Below are 16822 nucleotides of genomic sequence, written 5' to 3'. Positions count from 1 at the left end.
TGGAGCCTCTCTTTGCTGATGTTGGTCTCGATCTGCGAAAGATTAGCGTATTGAGTTCCGACGGCCAGTTGCCGGAAGTGTGCCGTAAGCAGATTGTGATGGGTCGTTTGACCGTCAGTGAATGGTGAGGGTGACGCTGTGCACCAAGGTCGCCCCGGCCAGTGCGGTGGCCCTCGCCATGGGCAGCGCCACCAGCACGATTCGGTCGTCGCCGCCGACTGCCGGCTTGGCCGAGACGAGGACGACGACCGCGTCGGTGGCCACCACGCGCGGACGGGAGTCGCTGTCGCCGGGTGGTGACCCCAGAACGTCGACGACGTCACCCGGCCGGAGCAGGTCGGCCACCGCCGCGTCGGCCAGGTGAACCGGCACCACGCGGGCGTCGGGACCGGCGCTGAGGCCGGTGAGCCGGGAACCCAGCACGCGCGCGTCGGTCAGCACCTCCCCGCGCCGCGACGGGCCGGCCAGGGTGGCGCCCACGACGGCATCCAGTGTTGTCGCCGCACCGTCGGGAAGCGTCGTAGCCGGCCGTTGCAGGAGTGCGACATCGTCGGCGGTCACCGTGATCCCAGGACTGAGGTCACGAAGGGCGACCACGACATCCCGCGGCGTGCCGGCGGGATCCGGCCGCAGTGCTGCGACGACGGCCAGCGCCACCAGCAGCGCCGCCGCTGCGCGTCGAGCCCTGACCGTGCGCGCAAAGTCCGGCCGGACGGCATGCGAGATTCGGTTCAGCAGAGTGGGATTGAGAGACTCGCCCATGCGCTCACGGTAGGTCCGCGGACGCCGGCGCGGATTCGCCGCCGGGTGGCTTTGTGGATGACTCTGTGGATGAAAACGGCTACCCGGAGGTGGTGGCCGGAGCCGAACTGCTCGACGCCGACGAACTTGACGAGCCGGAACCCGCGCTGTCGCCGCCGGGCGACTTCGCCGGCGCCGAGGACTTCTCGGGGGACGACGTCTCCGTACCGGACGCCGAACCCGACGACGACCCGTTCTTGGTGGTCTTCCCGGACTCCCGGCTGTCGGTCCGGTAGAAACCGCTGCCCTTGAAGACCACGCCCACCGAATTGAACAACTTGCGCAGCCGGCCCGAGCACGTCGGGCACTCGGTCAAGGCGTCGTCGGTGAACGCCTGAACTGCGTCGAACCGGTTGTCGCACTCGGTGCAGGCATAGCTATAGGTCGGCACATCAACCTCCGGGGAAACTTAGATGGTTAGCACTCTACCGGGTCAAGTGCTAGGTCTGCCATCGTCGACCGAGCCCCCGCCCAGCGGTACCAGGCCGCGCCCGGGCGTCAGCGCATGGGTCATCGGAACGTCATGCGGCTCAGCGTCCAACCGGTCGAGAACCTCGGTGTCCCGGACCACCGCCACGAGCCGGGCGCCCGGCGCGCACAGCGGCAGGGAACGGTCGTAGAAGCCGCCGCCGCGGCCCAGCCGGACACCGCGCCGGTCCACCGCGAGGGCCGGCACCAGCACCACGTGCGCGTCGCGCAACGCCGACGCCGGTAGCCACGGCTCGGCGGGCTCCCGCAATCCGAACCGTCCGGCGACCAGCCCGCCCGGCACGTAGCGGCCCCACTGCAGCGGCAGGTGTTCGCCGTCCGAGCCGACGCGGGCCACCGGCAGCAAGACCGTCTCGCATCGCTCGGCCAGCGCGTCCAGGATTGCTGGTGAGCCGGGCTCACCCCCGATTGAGCCGGGCTCACCCCCGATCGGCACATAAGCCGCCACGATCGTCGCCGCGCCCAGCGCGTCGGCCAGATGCACACAAAGCTGCTCGGACTCGTTCCGGCGCACGTGTTCAGGAACCTCGCGACGTGCCGCCAGCAGTTCACTGCGCAGCGCTGCCTTCGCCGGGTGGATCATGGTCTACACCTTGTCAGCGGTGCAGCCACCTCGCGACAGAAGCGACGAGTTAGGGTTAGCCCATGCTCGACCGACGGGTTCCCATCCCGCGCACGGCCATTGTTCCGGCGGCGGGTCTGGGCACGAGATTCCTGCCAGCGACCAAGACCGTGCCGAAGGAACTGCTTCCTGTCGTCGATACCCCGGGTATCGAGCTGGTCGCCGAGGAAGCGGCCGAGGCCGGGGCTGAACGGCTGGTCATCGTGACCTCCGAGGGCAAGGACGGCGTTGTCGCGCACTTCGTCGAGGACCTCGTGCTCGAAGGCACTTTGGAGGCCCGCGGGAAGAAAGCAATGCTGGCGAAGGTGCGTAGGGCGCCCGCGCTGATCAAGGTCGAGTCGGTCGTGCAGGACGAACCGCTGGGCCTCGGCCACGCGGTCGGATGCGTGGAATCGGTGTTGGCCCCCGACGAAGACGCGGTGGCAGTGCTGCTGCCCGACGACCTGGTGGTGCCCAGCGGCGTGCTGGTCACCATGGCCAAAGTGCGGGCGAAGCGCGGTGGCACGGTGCTGTGCGCCATTGAGGTGAAGCCGGAGGAAGTCAGCGCCTACGGCGTCTTCGATGTCGAGATCGTGCCAGATGCCACCAATCCCGACGTGCTCAAAGTCATCGGCATGGTGGAGAAGCCGGCCCGGGGGGAGGCCCCGTCGAACTACGCGGCGGCCGGGCGTTACCTGCTCGACCGTGCGATTTTCGACGCCTTGCGCCGGGTCGAGCGCGGCGTCGGCGGCGAAATTCAGCTCACCGACGCGATCGCCCTGCTGATCGCCGAGGGACACCCGGTGCACGTCGTCGTCCATCGCGGTTCTCGACACGACTTGGGAAATCCCGGCGGCTATCTGAAGGCTGCGGTTGACTTTGCCTTGGACCGGGACGACTACGGGCCCGAGTTGCGGCGGTGGCTCACCGACCGGTTGCGCCTGACCGAGCAGTAAGGCTGCGGCGGGGGAGTCCGGCAGGGGAGAAAGGCGCGCGCTGTGCGTTCGGTGGAGGAACAGCAGGCCAGGGTGACGGCTGCGGCGGTCGCCCCGCGGCCGGTGCGTGTGCCCATCGCCGAGGCCCAGGGTCTGATGTGTGCCGAAGAGGTGGTCACCGAGCAGCCGATGCCCGGGTTCGACCAGGCCGCCATCGACGGTTACGCGGTTCGCAGCGTCGATATCCAGAGCGCCGGCGACGGCGCCGACGTCGTCTTGCCGGTGATGGGCGTCATCGAGGCCGGCGCCCGGATGCCGAGCCGACTGCAGCCCAATCAGGCCGCGCGCATCCAGACCGGGGCGCCCATGCCGACGCTGGCCGACGCCGTCCTGCCGCTGCGCTGGACCGACGGCGGGGCAGTCCGGGTGCGGGCGCTGCGCGGGGTCCGGTCCGGGGCTTATGTGCGGCGGATCGGTGACGACGTGCAACCCGGTGACGTCGCGGTGCGCGCCGGTGCGATCATCGGGCCGGCGCAGGTCGGGCTGCTCGCTGCCGTCGGCCGGGAGCGTGTGCTGGTGCATCCACGGCCGCGGGTGTCGGTATTGAGTGTGGGCGGCGAGCTCGTCGACATCTCCCGCACCCCGGGCAACGGGCAGGTCTACGACGTCAACTCCTACGCGCTGGCTGCCGCCGCCCGCGACGCCGGTGCGGACGCGACCCGGGTGGGCATCATCAGCAGCGACCCAAAAGAACTGCGCGACGTAGTGGAAAGCCAGCTCAGCCGCAGCGAGGTGGTGGTGATCGCCGGCGCCGTGGGCGGCGCGGCGGCGGAGAACCTGCGTCAGGTGTTGTCCCAGTTGGGCAGTATGGAAGTCGACCGGATCGCCATGCATCCCGGATCGGTCCAGGGCTTCGGACAGCTTGGGCCAGAAGGGGTTCCGACGTTCCTGCTGCCGGCCAACCCGGTGAGCGCGCTGGTGGTGTTCGAGGTCATGGTCCGTCCCCTCATCCGGCTGTCGCTGGGTAAGCGGCAACCCATGAGGCGGATGGTCCGCGCCCGCGCGCTGGCGCCGATCACCTCGGTAGCCGGTCGCACCGGCTTCCTGCGCGGGCAGCTGCTGCGTGACCAGGAGACCGGTGACTACCTCGTCGAGGCCATCGGTGAGGCGCCGGGTGGATCGTCGCATCTGTTGGCCTCACTGGCCGAGGCGAACTGTCTGGTGGTGGTGCCCAGCGAGGTCACCGAGGTTCTGGCCGGTGAGTTTGTGGACGTCGCGTTCCTGGCGCAGCGGGGTTGAGACGCGCGCGTGTTCGGAGCCAACCTGTGGGGCCGCGGTCCGGCGCACCCGGGGTGGCCCGATTCGGCGGGGCCCCTGCGAGTTCCCGGCGGGACGGTCCGGCTGAGGCCGGCGAGGATGCGCGACGGCGCCACCTGGAGTCGAATCCGTCTGGCCGAGCGAGACAATCTGGAGCCGTGGGAGCCGTCGGCTGAGCTGGATTGGACTGCGCGCCATTCACTTTCGGCGTGGCCGCAGATGCGCTCCGGACTCCGGGCCGAAGCCCGCAAGGGCCGCATGCTGCCCTACGTCATCGATGTCGACGGCCGCTTCCGCGGTCAGTTGACCATCGGCAACGTGACCCACGGAGCGTTGCGATCGGCCTGGATCGGTTACTGGGTGTCCAGCGAGGTCACCGGCGGCGGCATCGCCACCGGGGCGCTGGCGCTGGGGCTCGACCACTGCTTCGGTCCGGTCGGCCTGCACCGGGTTGAGGCGACCGTGCGTCCGGAGAACCACGCCAGTCGGCGGGTGCTGGCCAAGGTGGGATTCCGCGAAGAAGGGCTGCTCAAGCGTTACCTCAACGTCGACGGCGACTGGCGCGATCACCTGCTGGTGGCGATGACCGTCGAGGACCTCGACGGATCCGTGGTCGCCGGTTTGGTGCGCCGCGGACTCGCCGACTGGCGCTGAACGCAATACCCGCTGTTAAAACTGTGACTTTTGAGGCGTGTGGTGCTTGTTTTCCAGGAATTACACGTGTGTAATTGGCCCGGCGCGCCGCCACTGAATGCGGACGTCACCGACCTAGCCTGGTCGTGAAAGGAGCAGGCCCCATGCCAAGCATCCCCCAGTCATTGCTCTGGATTTCACTTGTGGTGCTCTGGCTCTTCGTCCTGGTGCCGATGCTCATCAACAAGCGAGACACCGTTCGTCGCACCAGTGACGTCGCGTTGGCCACCCGGGTGGTCAACGGGCGCGACAAGTCCCGTCTCATCCGACGCACCGGCCCCGCGACCGGACACCGCCACGATCCGGAGTGGAAGCCCCAGGACCAGTTCGTCGAGGACTACCCCGATCTGGTCGAGGCGGAGATGGAGTTCGCCGAACAGCGCGATGTGATCAGGGAGTACGACGACGCGATCCGGGAGGCCCGGATGGGCGTTCGCACCCGTTCGATGGTCGTCGTCGCAGCGGTGAGCGAGCAGCGCATCGTCGAGCCCGACTACCTCGACGTCGACATCGTCGACGAGAACTCCGGAGCGCTGCCCGTGGGCGAGGTGGCCGCGCGGGCCGGTACGCCCGAAGCGCGCACGGAGGACGCCTCCGCCGAACCGGTCACCGAGGCCGTCACCGAGGCCTTCGCCGTCCAGTTCGCCGTCCAGTTCGCCGAGGCGGCCGCCGAGGCGGTCGCCGAGGCGGTCGCCGACGTGGCTGCCGACGTGGTCGACGAGGCGGCCGCCGACGTGGCCGCCGACGTGGTCGCCGAGGCGGTCGATGAGGCGGTCGAGCAGGAGCCGGTGGCAGAGCCGGCCGGGAAGCCGATCCAGGAGCCCGTACCGGCCGACGAGCGCAAAGCCGACGAGCGCAAAGCTGACGAGGGCAAAGCCGACGAGGGCAAAGCCGACGAGCGCACAGCAGCTGAATACGAATACATCGATGACACTTCGGGTCTGGAAGCCGAGGCAGAGACTGAGGTTCCCACGGCGCCGGCTGCCGGGCGCTCGGCCAGCCGCGAGCGGCGTCTCAGCGCCACCTCCGCGGCCGCGGTAGAGGCACGCAAGTACAAGTTCCGCAAGCGCGTCCTGGTGGCCATGGGCGCGCTGATGGCGCTGAGCACGGTGCTGTCGTTCGCTGTCAGCCCGACGCTGTGGTGGTCCTGCGGTGCGGTCGCCGGCGTTACGGTGCTCTACCTGGCGTACCTGCGTCGCCAGACTCGCATCGAGGAGCAGATCCGTCGACGCCGACAACAGCGGATGGCTCGATCGCGTCCGGTTGTCGACGAGCCCGCTGCGCGGGGGCCGGAGGTCGACGATTTCACCGAGTTCCCTACCCGACTCCAGCGCCCCGGCGCGGTGGTGCTGGAGATCGACGACGAGGACCCGGTTTTCGAACATCTCGACGAGGTGGCCTACAGCCGTCGGCCGTACGGCAGGACGCAGGGGCCGAGCCGCGGATCGACCCGGGACTTGCCGAGGGCGTCGGGTCTGTAGGAACCCTGACCCGGCGGGGCTGGTAACCTGCTAGCGACCGCGGGGCTATGGCGCAGTTGGTAGCGCGACTCGTTCGCATCGAGTAGGTCAGGGGTTCGATTCCCCTTAGCTCCACACAAGGAAGACCCCCGCTTGCGGGGGTTTTCCCGTTTCTGCCTCTCGGCAACTGCTCACTCGTGCTCGGTGCTGGCGAACCGACACGACTTCTCAGTCGATGCGCCATTTCCGGCATTCTTGCAGCTCCAAGGCCTGTGAATTATTCGTCGGCGCCGCGCCAGGCAATGATCCGTGCTTTTCAGCGGTTTTCCGTTATGGTTTCGTGATGTTTTATCCGCGGTCGAATAATGCACGAGTGAACTGGTCCGGGTTGGTGGCTTCGGTGATGGTTCCTGGCCTTGTTTCAGCGGCCTTGGTGTCGGCCCCCGGCGCCGGCGCCGATCCGAACAATGCGGAGCAGCCCAGCGTCCCGGTGGTCGACGTCGTGCCGGTGGCCCTGCCGCCGGTTCCTGGGGTTGCTCACGCTCCCGAGGTTGCTCATTTCCCGGTGGCCGTTGCGGCTCCTGCTCCTGAGGCGGCTCCGATTGTCGAGGCTCCGGTTGTCGAGGCTCCGATTGTCGAGGCGTCGGGGCCCGTCATCGTTCCGGCTGCCCACGTCGGAGCCAATGCGCGTCTGTTGGGCCCCGGGGTGTGCGACGAGGACGGCCTTCAGGTCAAGACAATCCTGGCTGAGCGTGCCGTCAGCGCCGCTTTCCCGCAGATTCGGGACATGATCGGCGTCCGCCCGGACTCCAAGCCGTGGCACCCGTCCGGTCGGGCCATCGACATCATGATCCCCGACCCGGGAAGTGACGAGGGCATCGCACTGGGCGATGCGATCCTGGACTTCGCCATGAAGAACGCCGACAAGTTCGGTGTGCAGGATGTCATCTGGCGCGGCACCTACTACACCCCGGCCAATGGCCCGAGCGGATCCGGCTACGGCCACTACGATCACGTGCACATCACCACCTTCGGCGGCGGGTACCCGACCGGCAACGAGGAGTACCTGGCCGGCTGACGGCTACCGCGACGGGACTGACGGGGATTTAGTTCTCTTTTCAACCTAAAGGTTCATGGCGGAATCGACCAACAGTCAAGAGAATTGGCAGTATGTCTCCGTCCGGGTCTACTTCCGGGTCTACTTCCGGGTCTACTTCCGGCCGTCGGCACTGGCGCCACTGGGCTGCCAGGGCGGGAGTGATGCAGGCGCCGCAACTGCGTGTCCCGCAACTGCGCACCCGCGCAGACCTGCGGGCCGTCATCGCCGAGGATCTCCGGGCCCACGGGGTTGATCGTTATCGCTGGTACTACCGCTTCACCCACCGGATCATCCACTTCCAGGTGCTTCTCCGGCACGCCGAATACTGGGACGGCTGCGGACGCTTGTGCGCTCTGCTGGTTGCGCCGCTATTCCGTCTGCGCGCGGTGCGGCTTGGCGAACTCCTCGGCTTCACCGTGCCGATGCATGTAACCGGGCCCGGGTTCAGCATCGCTCACGCGGGCACGGTGACCATCTCGCACCTTGCTTCCATCGGCAGTAACTGCCGCGTCCATACCGACGTCTGCATCGGCGAGGTCGAGGAATCGGCCCCCATCATCGGTGACGATGTCTGGATCGGCCCCGGCGCCAAGATCTTCGGGCCCGTCACGGTGGGTGACGGGGCAGTCATCGGCGCCAATGCCGTTGTGCTCGACGACGTCCCACCCGGGGTCACCGTGGCGGACGCTCCGGCGCGGATCGTATCCAGCCGGGATTCGTCGCGACTCATGGGAGTCGTGACCTCGGCGAATACTCGCTAAGGCACCGAGTTGGACAGGCAGCTCAGCGGTTTCGCAGTGTGCGCTCCAAGCCCTTGTTGATGGCTTTCAGCGTGGCCACCCGGGCGAACTGCTTGTTGTTTGCCGGAATGATGTGCCACTGGGCTATGTCGGAGGTGGTTCGCAACACCATCTGGTCGATGGCCTGGACATACTCATCCCAGCGCTCCCGGTTACGGTAGTCCTCTTCGGTGATCTTGTGCTTCTTGTACGGGGTGTCTTCGCGGGCCTTGAAGCGGGCGAGTTGCTCCTCCGGGGACACGTGCATCCAGAACTTGGCCACATAGGACCCGTGCTCGGCGATCTGACTCTCGAAGTCGTTGATCTCGTCGAAGGCGCGCTGCCATTCGTTCGGCTTGGCGAAGCCCTCAAGTCGCTCCACCAGCACCCGGCCGTACCAGGTCCGGTCGAAGATGACGACCTTGCCGGCCGCCGGCAGGTCGCGCCAGAACCGCCACAGGTAGTGGTACTTGCGCTCATCCTCGGTGGGGGCGGCCACCGGGATCACCCGGTAGTCACCGGCCTCCAGGCCCTGGGTGATGCGGCGGATCACGCCGCCCTTGCCGGCCGCGTCCCAGCCCTCCAAAGCCAGCACCGTACTGACGCCGCGCTTGCGGGCCTCCAGAGCGAGCTTCTTGAGTTTGGCCTGTTCCTTGGCCAGCTGCGTGCGGTACTCCTCCCTGGTCAGCGTCTGGGTCAGATCCACCCCGGACAACACATTCGACGTCGTATCGACGTCGCCGAACACCGACTCCGCCAGCGCCGGCCCGCGGTGCTGGTGTGCCTCAGCCAGGCGGGCGGTGAGCGCGCCGAGAATGCTGCGGGCGACGGTGAGCTCCCGGTAGCGGGCGTCGGTGGCCTCGATGATGTTCCACGGTGCCCCGGTCCCGCTGGTCTCACGCAGGATCCGCTCGGCGATCGGCAACACCGGCCCGAGGGAATCCAGCGCCGCCCAGTCGCGCTTGTCCACCTGCCAGCCGGCGAGTGGATCTTTCTTCGCCTTCTTGAGCTTCATCTTCTGCACCTTGGCCGGGGTGTGCAGGAAGTACTTGAGGATCAGCGCGCCATCGGCCACAAGTTCGTTCTGCATGTTGGCGATGTGGCGCACCCAGGTCGAGAACTGCGGCTCGTCTATCTCACCCTCGGCCCGCTGGATGGCCGCGCGCATCAGGCCTCCGACGAAGAACGCGGCGCGACCCTTTGGCGGCAGTGAGCGCCACAACCGCCACACTTGCGGGCGCTGGGCCTCCTCCGCAGTGGGATCGGCGAACACCCGGGTGTCGGCGAAGCGCGAGTCCATCCACTCGTTGAGCCGGTTGACCAGTTCGTTCGCGGCAAGCCGATCGTCCCCGGCGATCCAGATGATCACCGGAAAATTCGCGTCGCGCAGGTCGTACTGCGCGTTGATCAGACCCACCCGGAGATCGGGAATCGCCGCGTCGTAGTCCTCTTTGCTGACCTTGTTGCCGACTTCGCAAACTTCTAGCACGCTCGACTCCTCCGCTTTTCCTGGTGAACGCCAGGTGAACACTTTCTCATTACCTGGCGTTCCGCGGGCGGGAATCCGCCGGTCGACGCGAGCAGGAACGCGCCGAGGTACGCGGCGGAGCAGGAACGAGGCGGCGGGTCCAGCAAGCAGCGGAGTTGTCCGGCAGTCGGTAAAACCGTCCGGGAATCGGTTACGTTGCGCTGCGTTCGTCGTGCTCCAGCGCGCCGAGAACCAGGATCCGGGCTTCCATCTCGTCGGAGCTCTCGATGGCATGAGCGGTGCTGCCTTTGCGTAGCAACTCCCGCATCGTCTCCTGGTCGTGCTCGGCCGGGGCGGTCGAGTCGATGAAGTCCCCGACGAGGTCGATGAACCGTGCCGGATCGTCATGATGCGGGAAGTGCGCCGAGCCCGGGAAGATCTCCAGCCGTGAGCCCGGCATCGCCGCGTGGACCATGTGGGCGTGCTCGACCGGGATGACGGGATCCTTCTCGCCCCAAACCAATTGCACCGGAACGGGTTCAGCCAGATAACAGCGATCCAGCATGGTCACCACCTGGCCGCGCCAGTCCACCACCGCGCGCAGCGTGCGGGTGAAGGCCCTCGACGCGGTCGGTTCGGGCAGCTCGCCCAGAATCCGGAGCAGGTTGGGGATATCACGGCCGACGCCGGTGGAGCTGAGCACCGGCCCCATCAGCCGTCCGAGAACCTGCAGCACCGGCAGCATCAGGGGCAGCCGCAGCAGTGCCAGGGGGGCCTCCCCGCCTACCGGCAGCGAGGCCAATCGCAGGACGATGTTCACGTCCTTGGTGACCCCGCCGGCGCCGACGAGTATCAGGCGGTCGACCATCTGGGGGAATTGGTAGGCGAACTGCATCGCCACACCGCCGCCGAGCGAATGGCCGACCACGGTGACCCGGTCGATGCCGAGCACACTGAGCAGGTCCCGCATGCCGTTCGCGTAGGCCGCCACCGAGTAGTCCGCCCGCGGCTTATCCGACTTTCCGTGGCCCAGCAGGTCGGGGGCGATGACAGTGAACCGGCGGGCCAGGTGGGCGTGCACCGGTTCCCAGGACGTCGAGTTGTCGCCGATACCGTGGATCAGCAGAACGACCGGGCCCGATCCGGCGATGCGGAATGCACGGCGGTACCCGTGGATGGTCCTGAACTGCAGTTCCGGCACCGGATCATCGAGCCCGATCCGACGCGGTTCGGGATTGGGATGCGCCATATCCACCTCGACGTCCGGGGCCGCACGCTGTTCTCGCGGCGACGTCGTTGAATAGTAGGCCCGGCGGCGCACCCTTTCCAGTTATAGCGCCGTGTGGTGGCCTACTCGTTGTCCCCACCGGTCGCCAGCGTCGCAGCCACCGACGACTCGCCGGCGATACCGCGGGCCGCCGGCCACACCCAGTCCCGGACCTCCGGGATGTCGTCCCCGTGCTCGCGGGTGTACTCCCGGGCCTCAATGCGCTTGTCCATCATCTTCTGGCGCAGGCCGGCGTATCGCGAGCCGAGGCTGGGCACCCGGTCGATGGTGTCGATGACCAGGTGGTAGCGGTCCAGGTCGTTGAGCATCACCATGTCGAACGGGGTGGTGGTGGTGCCCTCCTCCTTGTAACCGCGCACGTGGATGCGGGCGTCGTTGGTGCGGCGGTAGCACAGGCGGTGGATCAGCCACGGGTAGCCGTGGTAGGCGAAGATCACCGGCTTGTCCGCGGTGAAGACCATGTCGAACTCGCGGTTGGACATCCCGTGGGGATGCTCGGAGGCGTCCTGCAGGCGCATCAGGTCCACGACATTGACGAACCGGACCTTGCATTCGGGGATGTGCTGGCGCAGCAGGTCCACCGCGGCCAGCGCTTCCAGGGTCGGCACGTCTCCGGCGGCGGCCAGTACGACATCGGGGTCGCAGCCGTCGTCCTCACAACCGGCCCACTCCCAGATCCCCACTCCGCGGGTGCAGTGCGCCACCGCCTCGTCCATGGTCAGAAAGTTCGGGTGCGGTTGCTTGCCGGCGACGACGACGTTGACGTACTGCCGCGACCGCAGGCAGTGGTCGTAGGTCGACAGCAGAGTGTTGGCGTCCGGCGGAAGGTACACGCGCACCACTTCGGCACTCTTGTTGACCACATGGTCGATGAAGCCGGGGTCCTGATGGCTGAACCCGTTGTGGTCCTGGCGCCAGACATGGCTGGACAGAAGATAATTCAGGCTTGCGATCGGCCGCCGCCACGGAATGTCGTTGGTGACCTTCAGCCACTTGGCGTGCTGGTTGAACATCGAGTCGATGATGTGGATGAAGGCCTCGTAGCAGTTGAACAGGCCGTGCCGGCCGGTCAGCAGATAACCCTCCAGCCAGCCCTGCATCTGATGTTCGGAGAGCATCTCCACGACCCGCCCGGTGCGAGCGAGGTGCTCGTCGACCTCGGGGCCGAAGAACTCGGCGTTCCACTGCTTATCGGTCACCTCGAACACCGGCTGAAGCCGGTTGGAGGCGGTCTCGTCGGGGCCGAAGATGCGGAAGTTCTCCGGGTTGAGCCGGACCACGTCGGTGAGCCACTGCCCGAGCACCTTGGTGGCTTCGGCCAGGGTGGCACCCGGCGCCGGGACGTCCACGGCGTAGTCCCGGAAATCAGGCAGGCGAAGGTCTTTGAGCAGCAGTCCGCCGTTGGCATGCGGGTTGTCGCTCATCCGCAGTCGGCCCTTGGGCGCGAGATCGGCGATCGACGGCCGAATCCGGCCGTCCTCGTCGAACAACTCGTGCGGACGGTAGGAGGCCAGCCAGTCGGCGAGCACCTGCAGGTGCTCGGGGGTGTCGCGGGCGCTGGCCAGCGGAACCTGATGCGCGCGCCAGGAACCGGTGGTCTTCTTGCCGTCGATGTAGGCCGGCCCCGTCCAGCCCTTGGGGTGGCGGAAGACGATCATCGGCCAGGACGGACGCGATTCGTCGCCGGCGGCGGCCCGGGCCTTGATCGCGGCGATCTCGTCGAGCGCGTCGTCAAGCAGCCGGGCGAAGCGCCGGTGGTCGTCGAAGTGGTTGCCGTCGTCGGTGGCTTCGAAGAAGTACGGGTTGTGTCCGTAGCCCACCATCAGGCTGCGCAGCTCCTCGTGCGGAATACGATCCAGCACAGTGGGATTGGCGATCTTGTACCCGTTGAGGTGCAGGATCGGCAGCACCACGCCGTCCTGGCGTGAGTTCATGAACTTGTTGGAGTGCCAGCTGGTGGCCAGCGCGCCGGTCTCGGCTTCGCCGTCGCCCACCACCGCGGCGACCAGCAGGTCCGGGTTGTCGAACGCGGCGCCATAGGCGTGTGAGAGCGCATAGCCCAGCTCGCCGCCCTCGTGGATCGAGCCCGGCGTCTCCGGGGCGACGTGGGACGGGATACCGCCCGGGAAGGAGAACTGCCGGAACAGCCGGCGCATGCCCTCGGTGTCGCAGGTGATATCGGGGTAGTACTCGGTGTAGGTGCCGTCAAGGTAGGCGCTGGCCACCAGCCCGGGGCCGCCGTGTCCGGGGCCGGTGATGTAGATGGTGGACTGGCTGCGGTCCTTGATCGCCCGATTGAGGTGGGCGTAAAGGAAATTCAGGCCCGGTGTGGTGCCCCAGTGGCCGAGCAGCCTCGGCTTGACGTCGTCGCGGGACAACGGTGTCCGCAGCAGCGGGTTGTTCAGCAGGTAGATCTGGCCGACCGACAGATAGTTGGCGGCGCGCCACCAACCGTCGAGCTGGGCGACCACCTCGTCGGTCAGTTCGCCGTGCGTGCCGGTCTGCCACGTGGTGTGCTTCGTCGTCGCCATCGCTACCCTTTGATCGTTACGGGCTGAACATTCCAAATCTCGTCGCAGTACTCGGCGATCGAGCGGTCGGAGGAGAACTTTCCGCTGCGCGCGCTGTTGAGGATCGACATCCGAGCCCACGCGCGCGGGTCGCGCCAGGTGCGGTCGACCTCGCCCTGGCACCGGATGTAGTCGGCGTAGTCGGCGAGCACCAGGAACGGGTCGTGGTCGACGAGGTTGGACACCAGCGGGGCGAACACCTCGGTGTCGCCGTGGGAGAACCTGCCTTCGCTGATCAGCCCGATCGCCGTGGCCAGTTCGGCGTTGCCGTCGGCGATCCCGCGCGGGCGGTAGCCCTCGGCAAGCACGTGGTGGACGTCGTCGACCGTCATCCCGAACAGGAAGAAGTTCTCCGGTCCGGCTTCCTCGCGCATCTCGACGTTGGCGCCGTCGAGCGTGCCGATGGTCAGCGCCCCGTTCATCATGAACTTCATGTTTCCGGTGCCCGACGCTTCTTTACCGGCGGTGGAGATCTGCTCGGAGAGGTCGGCCGCCGGATAGATCAACTGGCCGTTCTGCACGTTGAAGTTCGGGATGAAGGCGACCTTCATCTTGCCGTTGACATCGGGGTCGTTGTTGACCGTCTCGGCGACGGAGTTGATCAGCTTGATGATGAGCTTGGCGATGAAGTAGCCGGGAGCGGCCTTTCCGCCGAAAATGAAAGCACGCGGGGCGATTTCGAGATCGGGGTTCTGCTTGAGCCGGTTGTAGAGGGTGATGATGTGCAGTGCGTTGAGGTGCTGGCGCTTGTACTCGTGGATCCGCTTGACCTGAACGTCGAACATCCAGTCCGGGTTGAGTTCGGTGCCGGTCTTGTCGGCCACGTACTGCGCGAGCCGGGCCTTGTTCTCCCGCTTGACGGACACCCACCGCTGCTGGAACGACGGGTCGTCGGCGTGGCGTTCCAGGCCGCGCAGTTTGTCGAGATCCACCATCCAGCCCTCGCCGATGGTCTGATCGAGCAGCCTGCGCAGACTGGGATTGGCCAGACCGATGAAGCGACGCGGGGTGACGCCGTTGGTCTTGTTGAAGAACCGCTCGGGCCACATGTCGTAGAAGTCTTTGAGAATGGTGGTCTTGACCAATTCGGAGTGCATCGCGGCGACGCCGTTGACGGCGTGGCTGCCGACCGTGGCCAGGTGCGCCATCCGAATGTTCTTGGTGCCGCCCTCACCGATCAGCGACATCCGCTGGACCCGGTCCTCGTCGCCGGGGAAGCGGGCGCGCACCTCGTCAAGGAACCGGCTGTTGATCTCGTAGATGATTTCGAGGTGGCGCGGCAGGAACCGCTCGAACATCGCCAGGGGCCAGGTCTCCAGCGCCTCGGGCAGCAGGGTGTGGTTGGTGTAGGCGAAGGTCGCCACGGTGATGCGCCAGGCCTCGTCCCAACCGAAGTCGCGCTCGTCGATCAGCAGGCGCATCAGCTCGGCGACGGCGATGGAAGGGTGAGTGTCATTGAGTTGCACAGCAACCCGGTTGGGCAGCTCGCGGGCGGTTATGCCGGCGAAGTCTTCGAGCAGATGCAGGATGTCCTGCAGTGAGCAGGACACGAAGAAGTACTGCTGCAACAGCCGCAGCTGCTTGCCGACCTCCGGCTCGTCGTTCGGGTAGAGCACCTTGGTGACGTTCTCCGAGACCACCTGTTCCTCGACCGCTCGGTAGTAGTCGCCGGCGTTGAAGGCCTCCAGCGCCAGCGCGTTGACCGCGTTGGCGCTCCACAGCGTCAAGGTGTTGCAGGTGTTCACCCCGTACCCCTGAATCGGGGTGCCGTAATAGACGCCCTTGACGATCCGCTCCGGCGCCCAGCGCACCTGCGGTTCGCCTTCGGCGTCGGTGTAGTGCTCGGTGTGCCCGCCCCAGCCCACGCGATAATTCAGCTCGGGCTTGGCTATCTCCCAAGGGTTTCCGGCGGCCAGCCAGTTGTCGGTGCGCTCGACCTGCCAGCCGTCGCGGATCTCCTGATCGAAGATGCCGAACTCGTAGCGGATGCCGTAGCCGATTGCCGGCCGCTGCAGGGTGGCCAGAGAATCCAGGTAGCAGGCAGCCAGTCGGCCCAACCCGCCATTACCCAGGCCCGGCTCCTCCTCGCACGCCAGTACGGCGTCGAAGTCCTGACCAAGCTCGGCCAGCGCGGCGCGGGCCTCATCCTCCAGGTCAAGGTTGAGCAGGTTGTTGCCCAGATGCGGGCCGAGCAGGAACTCCGCGGACAGATAGACGGCCACCTTGCGGGACAGGTCGAGGTAGGTCTGGGTGGTGTCGGTCCAGCGCTTCTGCATGCGGTCCCGCACGGCGAGCGCCAGCGCGTGGTAGTAGTGCTGCGGTTGCAGCAGTTGGGCCGGGCGGCCGAGGGTGTAGCGCAGGTGGTCCTCGATCGCCGTGCGCAACGACGGCGCCGTCATGCCGGTGCGGACGTCGTCGTAGTGGGCGGGCGTTCCGACGGCATCATTCATGAAAAAGTCTCCCCGTTGGATTCCGACCGGCCTCTTTGCCTGCGAGTATGGCACCGGCACGAGGTGCTCACCGGCGGTTCGGGTAACTGGAAGGTGAACTCTGATGTCCCCCTTGGGAGCATTCGACCGGCGGCAACTGTTGATCGGGGCACTGGCCCTGGGAGGTGCCGCGGCGCTGAGCGGCTGTGCGCAGGAAGAGTCCGGCGCGGGCGACCCGTCACCGTCGGAACCGCCCTCCGGCGATCGCTCGGTCGATGTCCTGGTGATCGGCGCCGGCATCGCCGGCCTGGCAGCGGCCCAGCACGTCGTCGGTGCGGGGCGCAGGTGTGCGGTGCTCGAGGCGCGCGACCGGGTGGGCGGACGGATCTGGACCTCCGGCGCCTGGAGCGATGCGCCGGTGGACCTCGGCGCCTCGTGGGTTCATGGCACCGACGGCAATCCGGTGTACGACGAAATCAATCGGCTCGGGATCACGACCACGGTCTTCGACGTCGGTTCGTTCGAGGGTGCGGGCTCGGCCGAGTACTACGCCCCGGACGGGAAAACCGTTGGACGCCGACGAGATCGACGCGCGGGTGGCCGCACTGGTCGCCGCGCTGGAGCGCGCCGCGGGAGACGACGGGGCCGGGCGGACATCGATGCGGGAATTCAGCCGCGGTTCATACTCGTTCACCGCCGTCGGGTCCGGTGAATCCGATCGGGAGGCGCTGTCCGAACCGATCGACGGCCGGCTGTGGCTGGCCGGCGAGGCCTCGCACCCGACCTTCCACTCGACGGTGCACGGCGGCTGGCTGAGCGGACGGGCTGCGGCCGAACAGGCCACACGTTAGCCGCCGGGCTAGCGTGTAAGCCGGACACACCCCGAGGCGGAG

At 67.1% G+C, this 16822-nt stretch carries 14 protein-coding genes, 1 tRNA gene and 1 pseudogene; 9 read left to right on the top strand and 7 right to left on the bottom strand.

Going from position 1 to position 16822, the window contains the following annotated elements:
- Nucleotides 1-114: 114 nt before the first annotated feature.
- From ADBZ6I_RS00675 to ADBZ6I_RS00665, 3 genes are all read right to left on the bottom strand, one after another.
- The gene (locus ADBZ6I_RS00675) at nt 115-762 is read right to left on the bottom strand and encodes an SAF domain-containing protein (RefSeq protein WP_526379831.1); all 648 of its coding nucleotides are present in this window, start codon (nt 760-762) and stop codon (nt 115-117) included.
- Between the two features lie 79 nt (nt 763-841).
- On the bottom strand, nt 842-1192 hold the full coding sequence (locus ADBZ6I_RS00670) for an FmdB family zinc ribbon protein (RefSeq protein WP_526379829.1): 351 nt from the start codon (nt 1190-1192) through the stop codon (nt 842-844).
- 42 nt (nt 1193-1234) lie between these two features.
- The gene (locus ADBZ6I_RS00665) at nt 1235-1873 is read right to left on the bottom strand and encodes a 5-formyltetrahydrofolate cyclo-ligase (RefSeq protein ID WP_526379827.1); all 639 of its coding nucleotides are present in this window, start codon (nt 1871-1873) and stop codon (nt 1235-1237) included.
- 62 nt (nt 1874-1935) lie between these two features.
- Here ADBZ6I_RS00665 and ADBZ6I_RS00660 point away from each other — a divergent pair, with 62 nt between their 5' ends.
- The 7 genes from ADBZ6I_RS00660 to ADBZ6I_RS00630 all read left to right on the top strand — a co-directional run bounded on the left by ADBZ6I_RS00660 (nt 1936) and on the right by ADBZ6I_RS00630 (nt 8156).
- Entirely contained in the window at nt 1936-2847 is a 912-nt protein-coding gene (locus ADBZ6I_RS00660) for a UTP--glucose-1-phosphate uridylyltransferase (protein WP_526379824.1), read from the top strand.
- A 42-nt stretch (nt 2848-2889) separates the two neighbouring features.
- Nucleotides 2890-4125: a molybdotransferase-like divisome protein Glp gene (glp, locus tag ADBZ6I_RS00655; RefSeq protein ID WP_526379822.1), complete on the top strand. Its 1236-nt coding sequence runs from the start codon at nt 2890-2892 to the stop codon at nt 4123-4125.
- Nucleotides 4126-4134: 9 nt separating this feature from the next.
- The gene (locus ADBZ6I_RS00650; RefSeq protein ID WP_526379820.1) at nt 4135-4797 is read left to right on the top strand and encodes a GNAT family N-acetyltransferase; all 663 of its coding nucleotides are present in this window, start codon (nt 4135-4137) and stop codon (nt 4795-4797) included.
- Nucleotides 4798-4940: 143 nt separating this feature from the next.
- Complete coding sequence (sepX, locus tag ADBZ6I_RS00645) at nt 4941-6317, top strand: divisome protein SepX/GlpR (protein ID WP_526379818.1); 1377 nt, start codon at nt 4941-4943, stop codon at nt 6315-6317.
- Between the two features lie 41 nt (nt 6318-6358).
- Nucleotides 6359-6431: transfer RNA gene (locus ADBZ6I_RS00640), tRNA-Ala, on the top strand.
- 238 nt (nt 6432-6669) lie between these two features.
- On the top strand, nt 6670-7374 hold the full coding sequence (locus ADBZ6I_RS00635; protein WP_526379816.1) for a VldE C-terminal domain-containing protein: 705 nt from the start codon (nt 6670-6672) through the stop codon (nt 7372-7374).
- Nucleotides 7375-7556: 182 nt separating this feature from the next.
- Complete coding sequence (locus tag ADBZ6I_RS00630; protein WP_526379887.1) at nt 7557-8156, top strand: serine O-acetyltransferase; 600 nt, start codon at nt 7557-7559, stop codon at nt 8154-8156.
- 22 nt (nt 8157-8178) lie between these two features.
- On the opposite strand, the gene pap is transcribed toward ADBZ6I_RS00630, so the two are convergent.
- From pap to ADBZ6I_RS00610, 4 genes are all read right to left on the bottom strand, one after another.
- Nucleotides 8179-9663, bottom strand: coding sequence for a polyphosphate:AMP phosphotransferase (pap, locus tag ADBZ6I_RS00625; RefSeq protein WP_526379814.1), 1485 nt, complete (start codon nt 9661-9663; stop codon nt 8179-8181).
- Nucleotides 9664-9853: 190 nt separating this feature from the next.
- Complete coding sequence (locus ADBZ6I_RS00620) at nt 9854-10891, bottom strand: alpha/beta fold hydrolase (RefSeq protein ID WP_526379812.1); 1038 nt, start codon at nt 10889-10891, stop codon at nt 9854-9856.
- A 101-nt stretch (nt 10892-10992) separates the two neighbouring features.
- Nucleotides 10993-13461: a phosphoketolase family protein gene (locus ADBZ6I_RS00615; RefSeq protein WP_526379810.1), complete on the bottom strand. Its 2469-nt coding sequence runs from the start codon at nt 13459-13461 to the stop codon at nt 10993-10995.
- A gap of 2 nt (nt 13462-13463) precedes the next feature.
- On the bottom strand, nt 13464-15950 hold the full coding sequence (locus tag ADBZ6I_RS00610; RefSeq protein WP_526379808.1) for a glycogen/starch/alpha-glucan phosphorylase: 2487 nt from the start codon (nt 15948-15950) through the stop codon (nt 13464-13466).
- A gap of 103 nt (nt 15951-16053) precedes the next feature.
- Between ADBZ6I_RS00610 and ADBZ6I_RS00605 the strand changes: the two are divergent.
- Both ADBZ6I_RS00605 and ADBZ6I_RS00600 read left to right on the top strand, forming a co-directional pair.
- Nucleotides 16054-16449, top strand: a pseudogene (locus tag ADBZ6I_RS00605) (FAD-dependent oxidoreductase); the annotation flags it as partial.
- 49 nt (nt 16450-16498) lie between these two features.
- Nucleotides 16499-16780 carry an FAD-dependent oxidoreductase gene (locus ADBZ6I_RS00600; RefSeq protein ID WP_526379806.1) on the top strand — a complete coding sequence of 94 codons (282 nt, stop codon included), beginning with the start codon at nt 16499-16501 and terminating at the stop codon, nt 16778-16780.
- Nucleotides 16781-16822 lie beyond the last annotated feature (42 nt).

It is taken from the genome of Mycobacterium sp. (assembly GCF_044342925.1).
In the GTDB taxonomy this organism is placed as follows: domain Bacteria; phylum Actinomycetota; class Actinomycetes; order Mycobacteriales; family Mycobacteriaceae; genus Mycobacterium.
This window is presented reverse-complemented; position numbering and strand designations above follow the sequence as displayed.

Bases quoted from the DNA above. Each gene is read 5' to 3' on its own strand.
- ADBZ6I_RS00620 (WP_526379812.1), bottom strand. From the start codon at position 10,891: ATGGCGCATCCCAATCCCGAACCGCGTCGGATCGGGCTCGATGATCCG.
- sepX (WP_526379818.1), top strand. From the start codon at position 4,941: ATGCCAAGCATCCCCCAGTCATTGCTCTGGATTTCACTTGTGGTGCTC.
- ADBZ6I_RS00610 (WP_526379808.1), bottom strand. From the start codon at position 15,950: ATGAATGATGCCGTCGGAACGCCCGCCCACTACGACGACGTCCGCACC.
- ADBZ6I_RS00660 (WP_526379824.1), top strand. From the start codon at position 1,936: ATGCTCGACCGACGGGTTCCCATCCCGCGCACGGCCATTGTTCCGGCG.
- ADBZ6I_RS00630 (WP_526379887.1), top strand. From the start codon at position 7,557: ATGCAGGCGCCGCAACTGCGTGTCCCGCAACTGCGCACCCGCGCAGAC.
- ADBZ6I_RS00665 (WP_526379827.1), bottom strand. From the start codon at position 1,873: ATGATCCACCCGGCGAAGGCAGCGCTGCGCAGTGAACTGCTGGCGGCA.
- ADBZ6I_RS00615 (WP_526379810.1), bottom strand. From the start codon at position 13,461: ATGGCGACGACGAAGCACACCACGTGGCAGACCGGCACGCACGGCGAA.
- ADBZ6I_RS00675 (WP_526379831.1), bottom strand. From the start codon at position 762: ATGGGCGAGTCTCTCAATCCCACTCTGCTGAACCGAATCTCGCATGCC.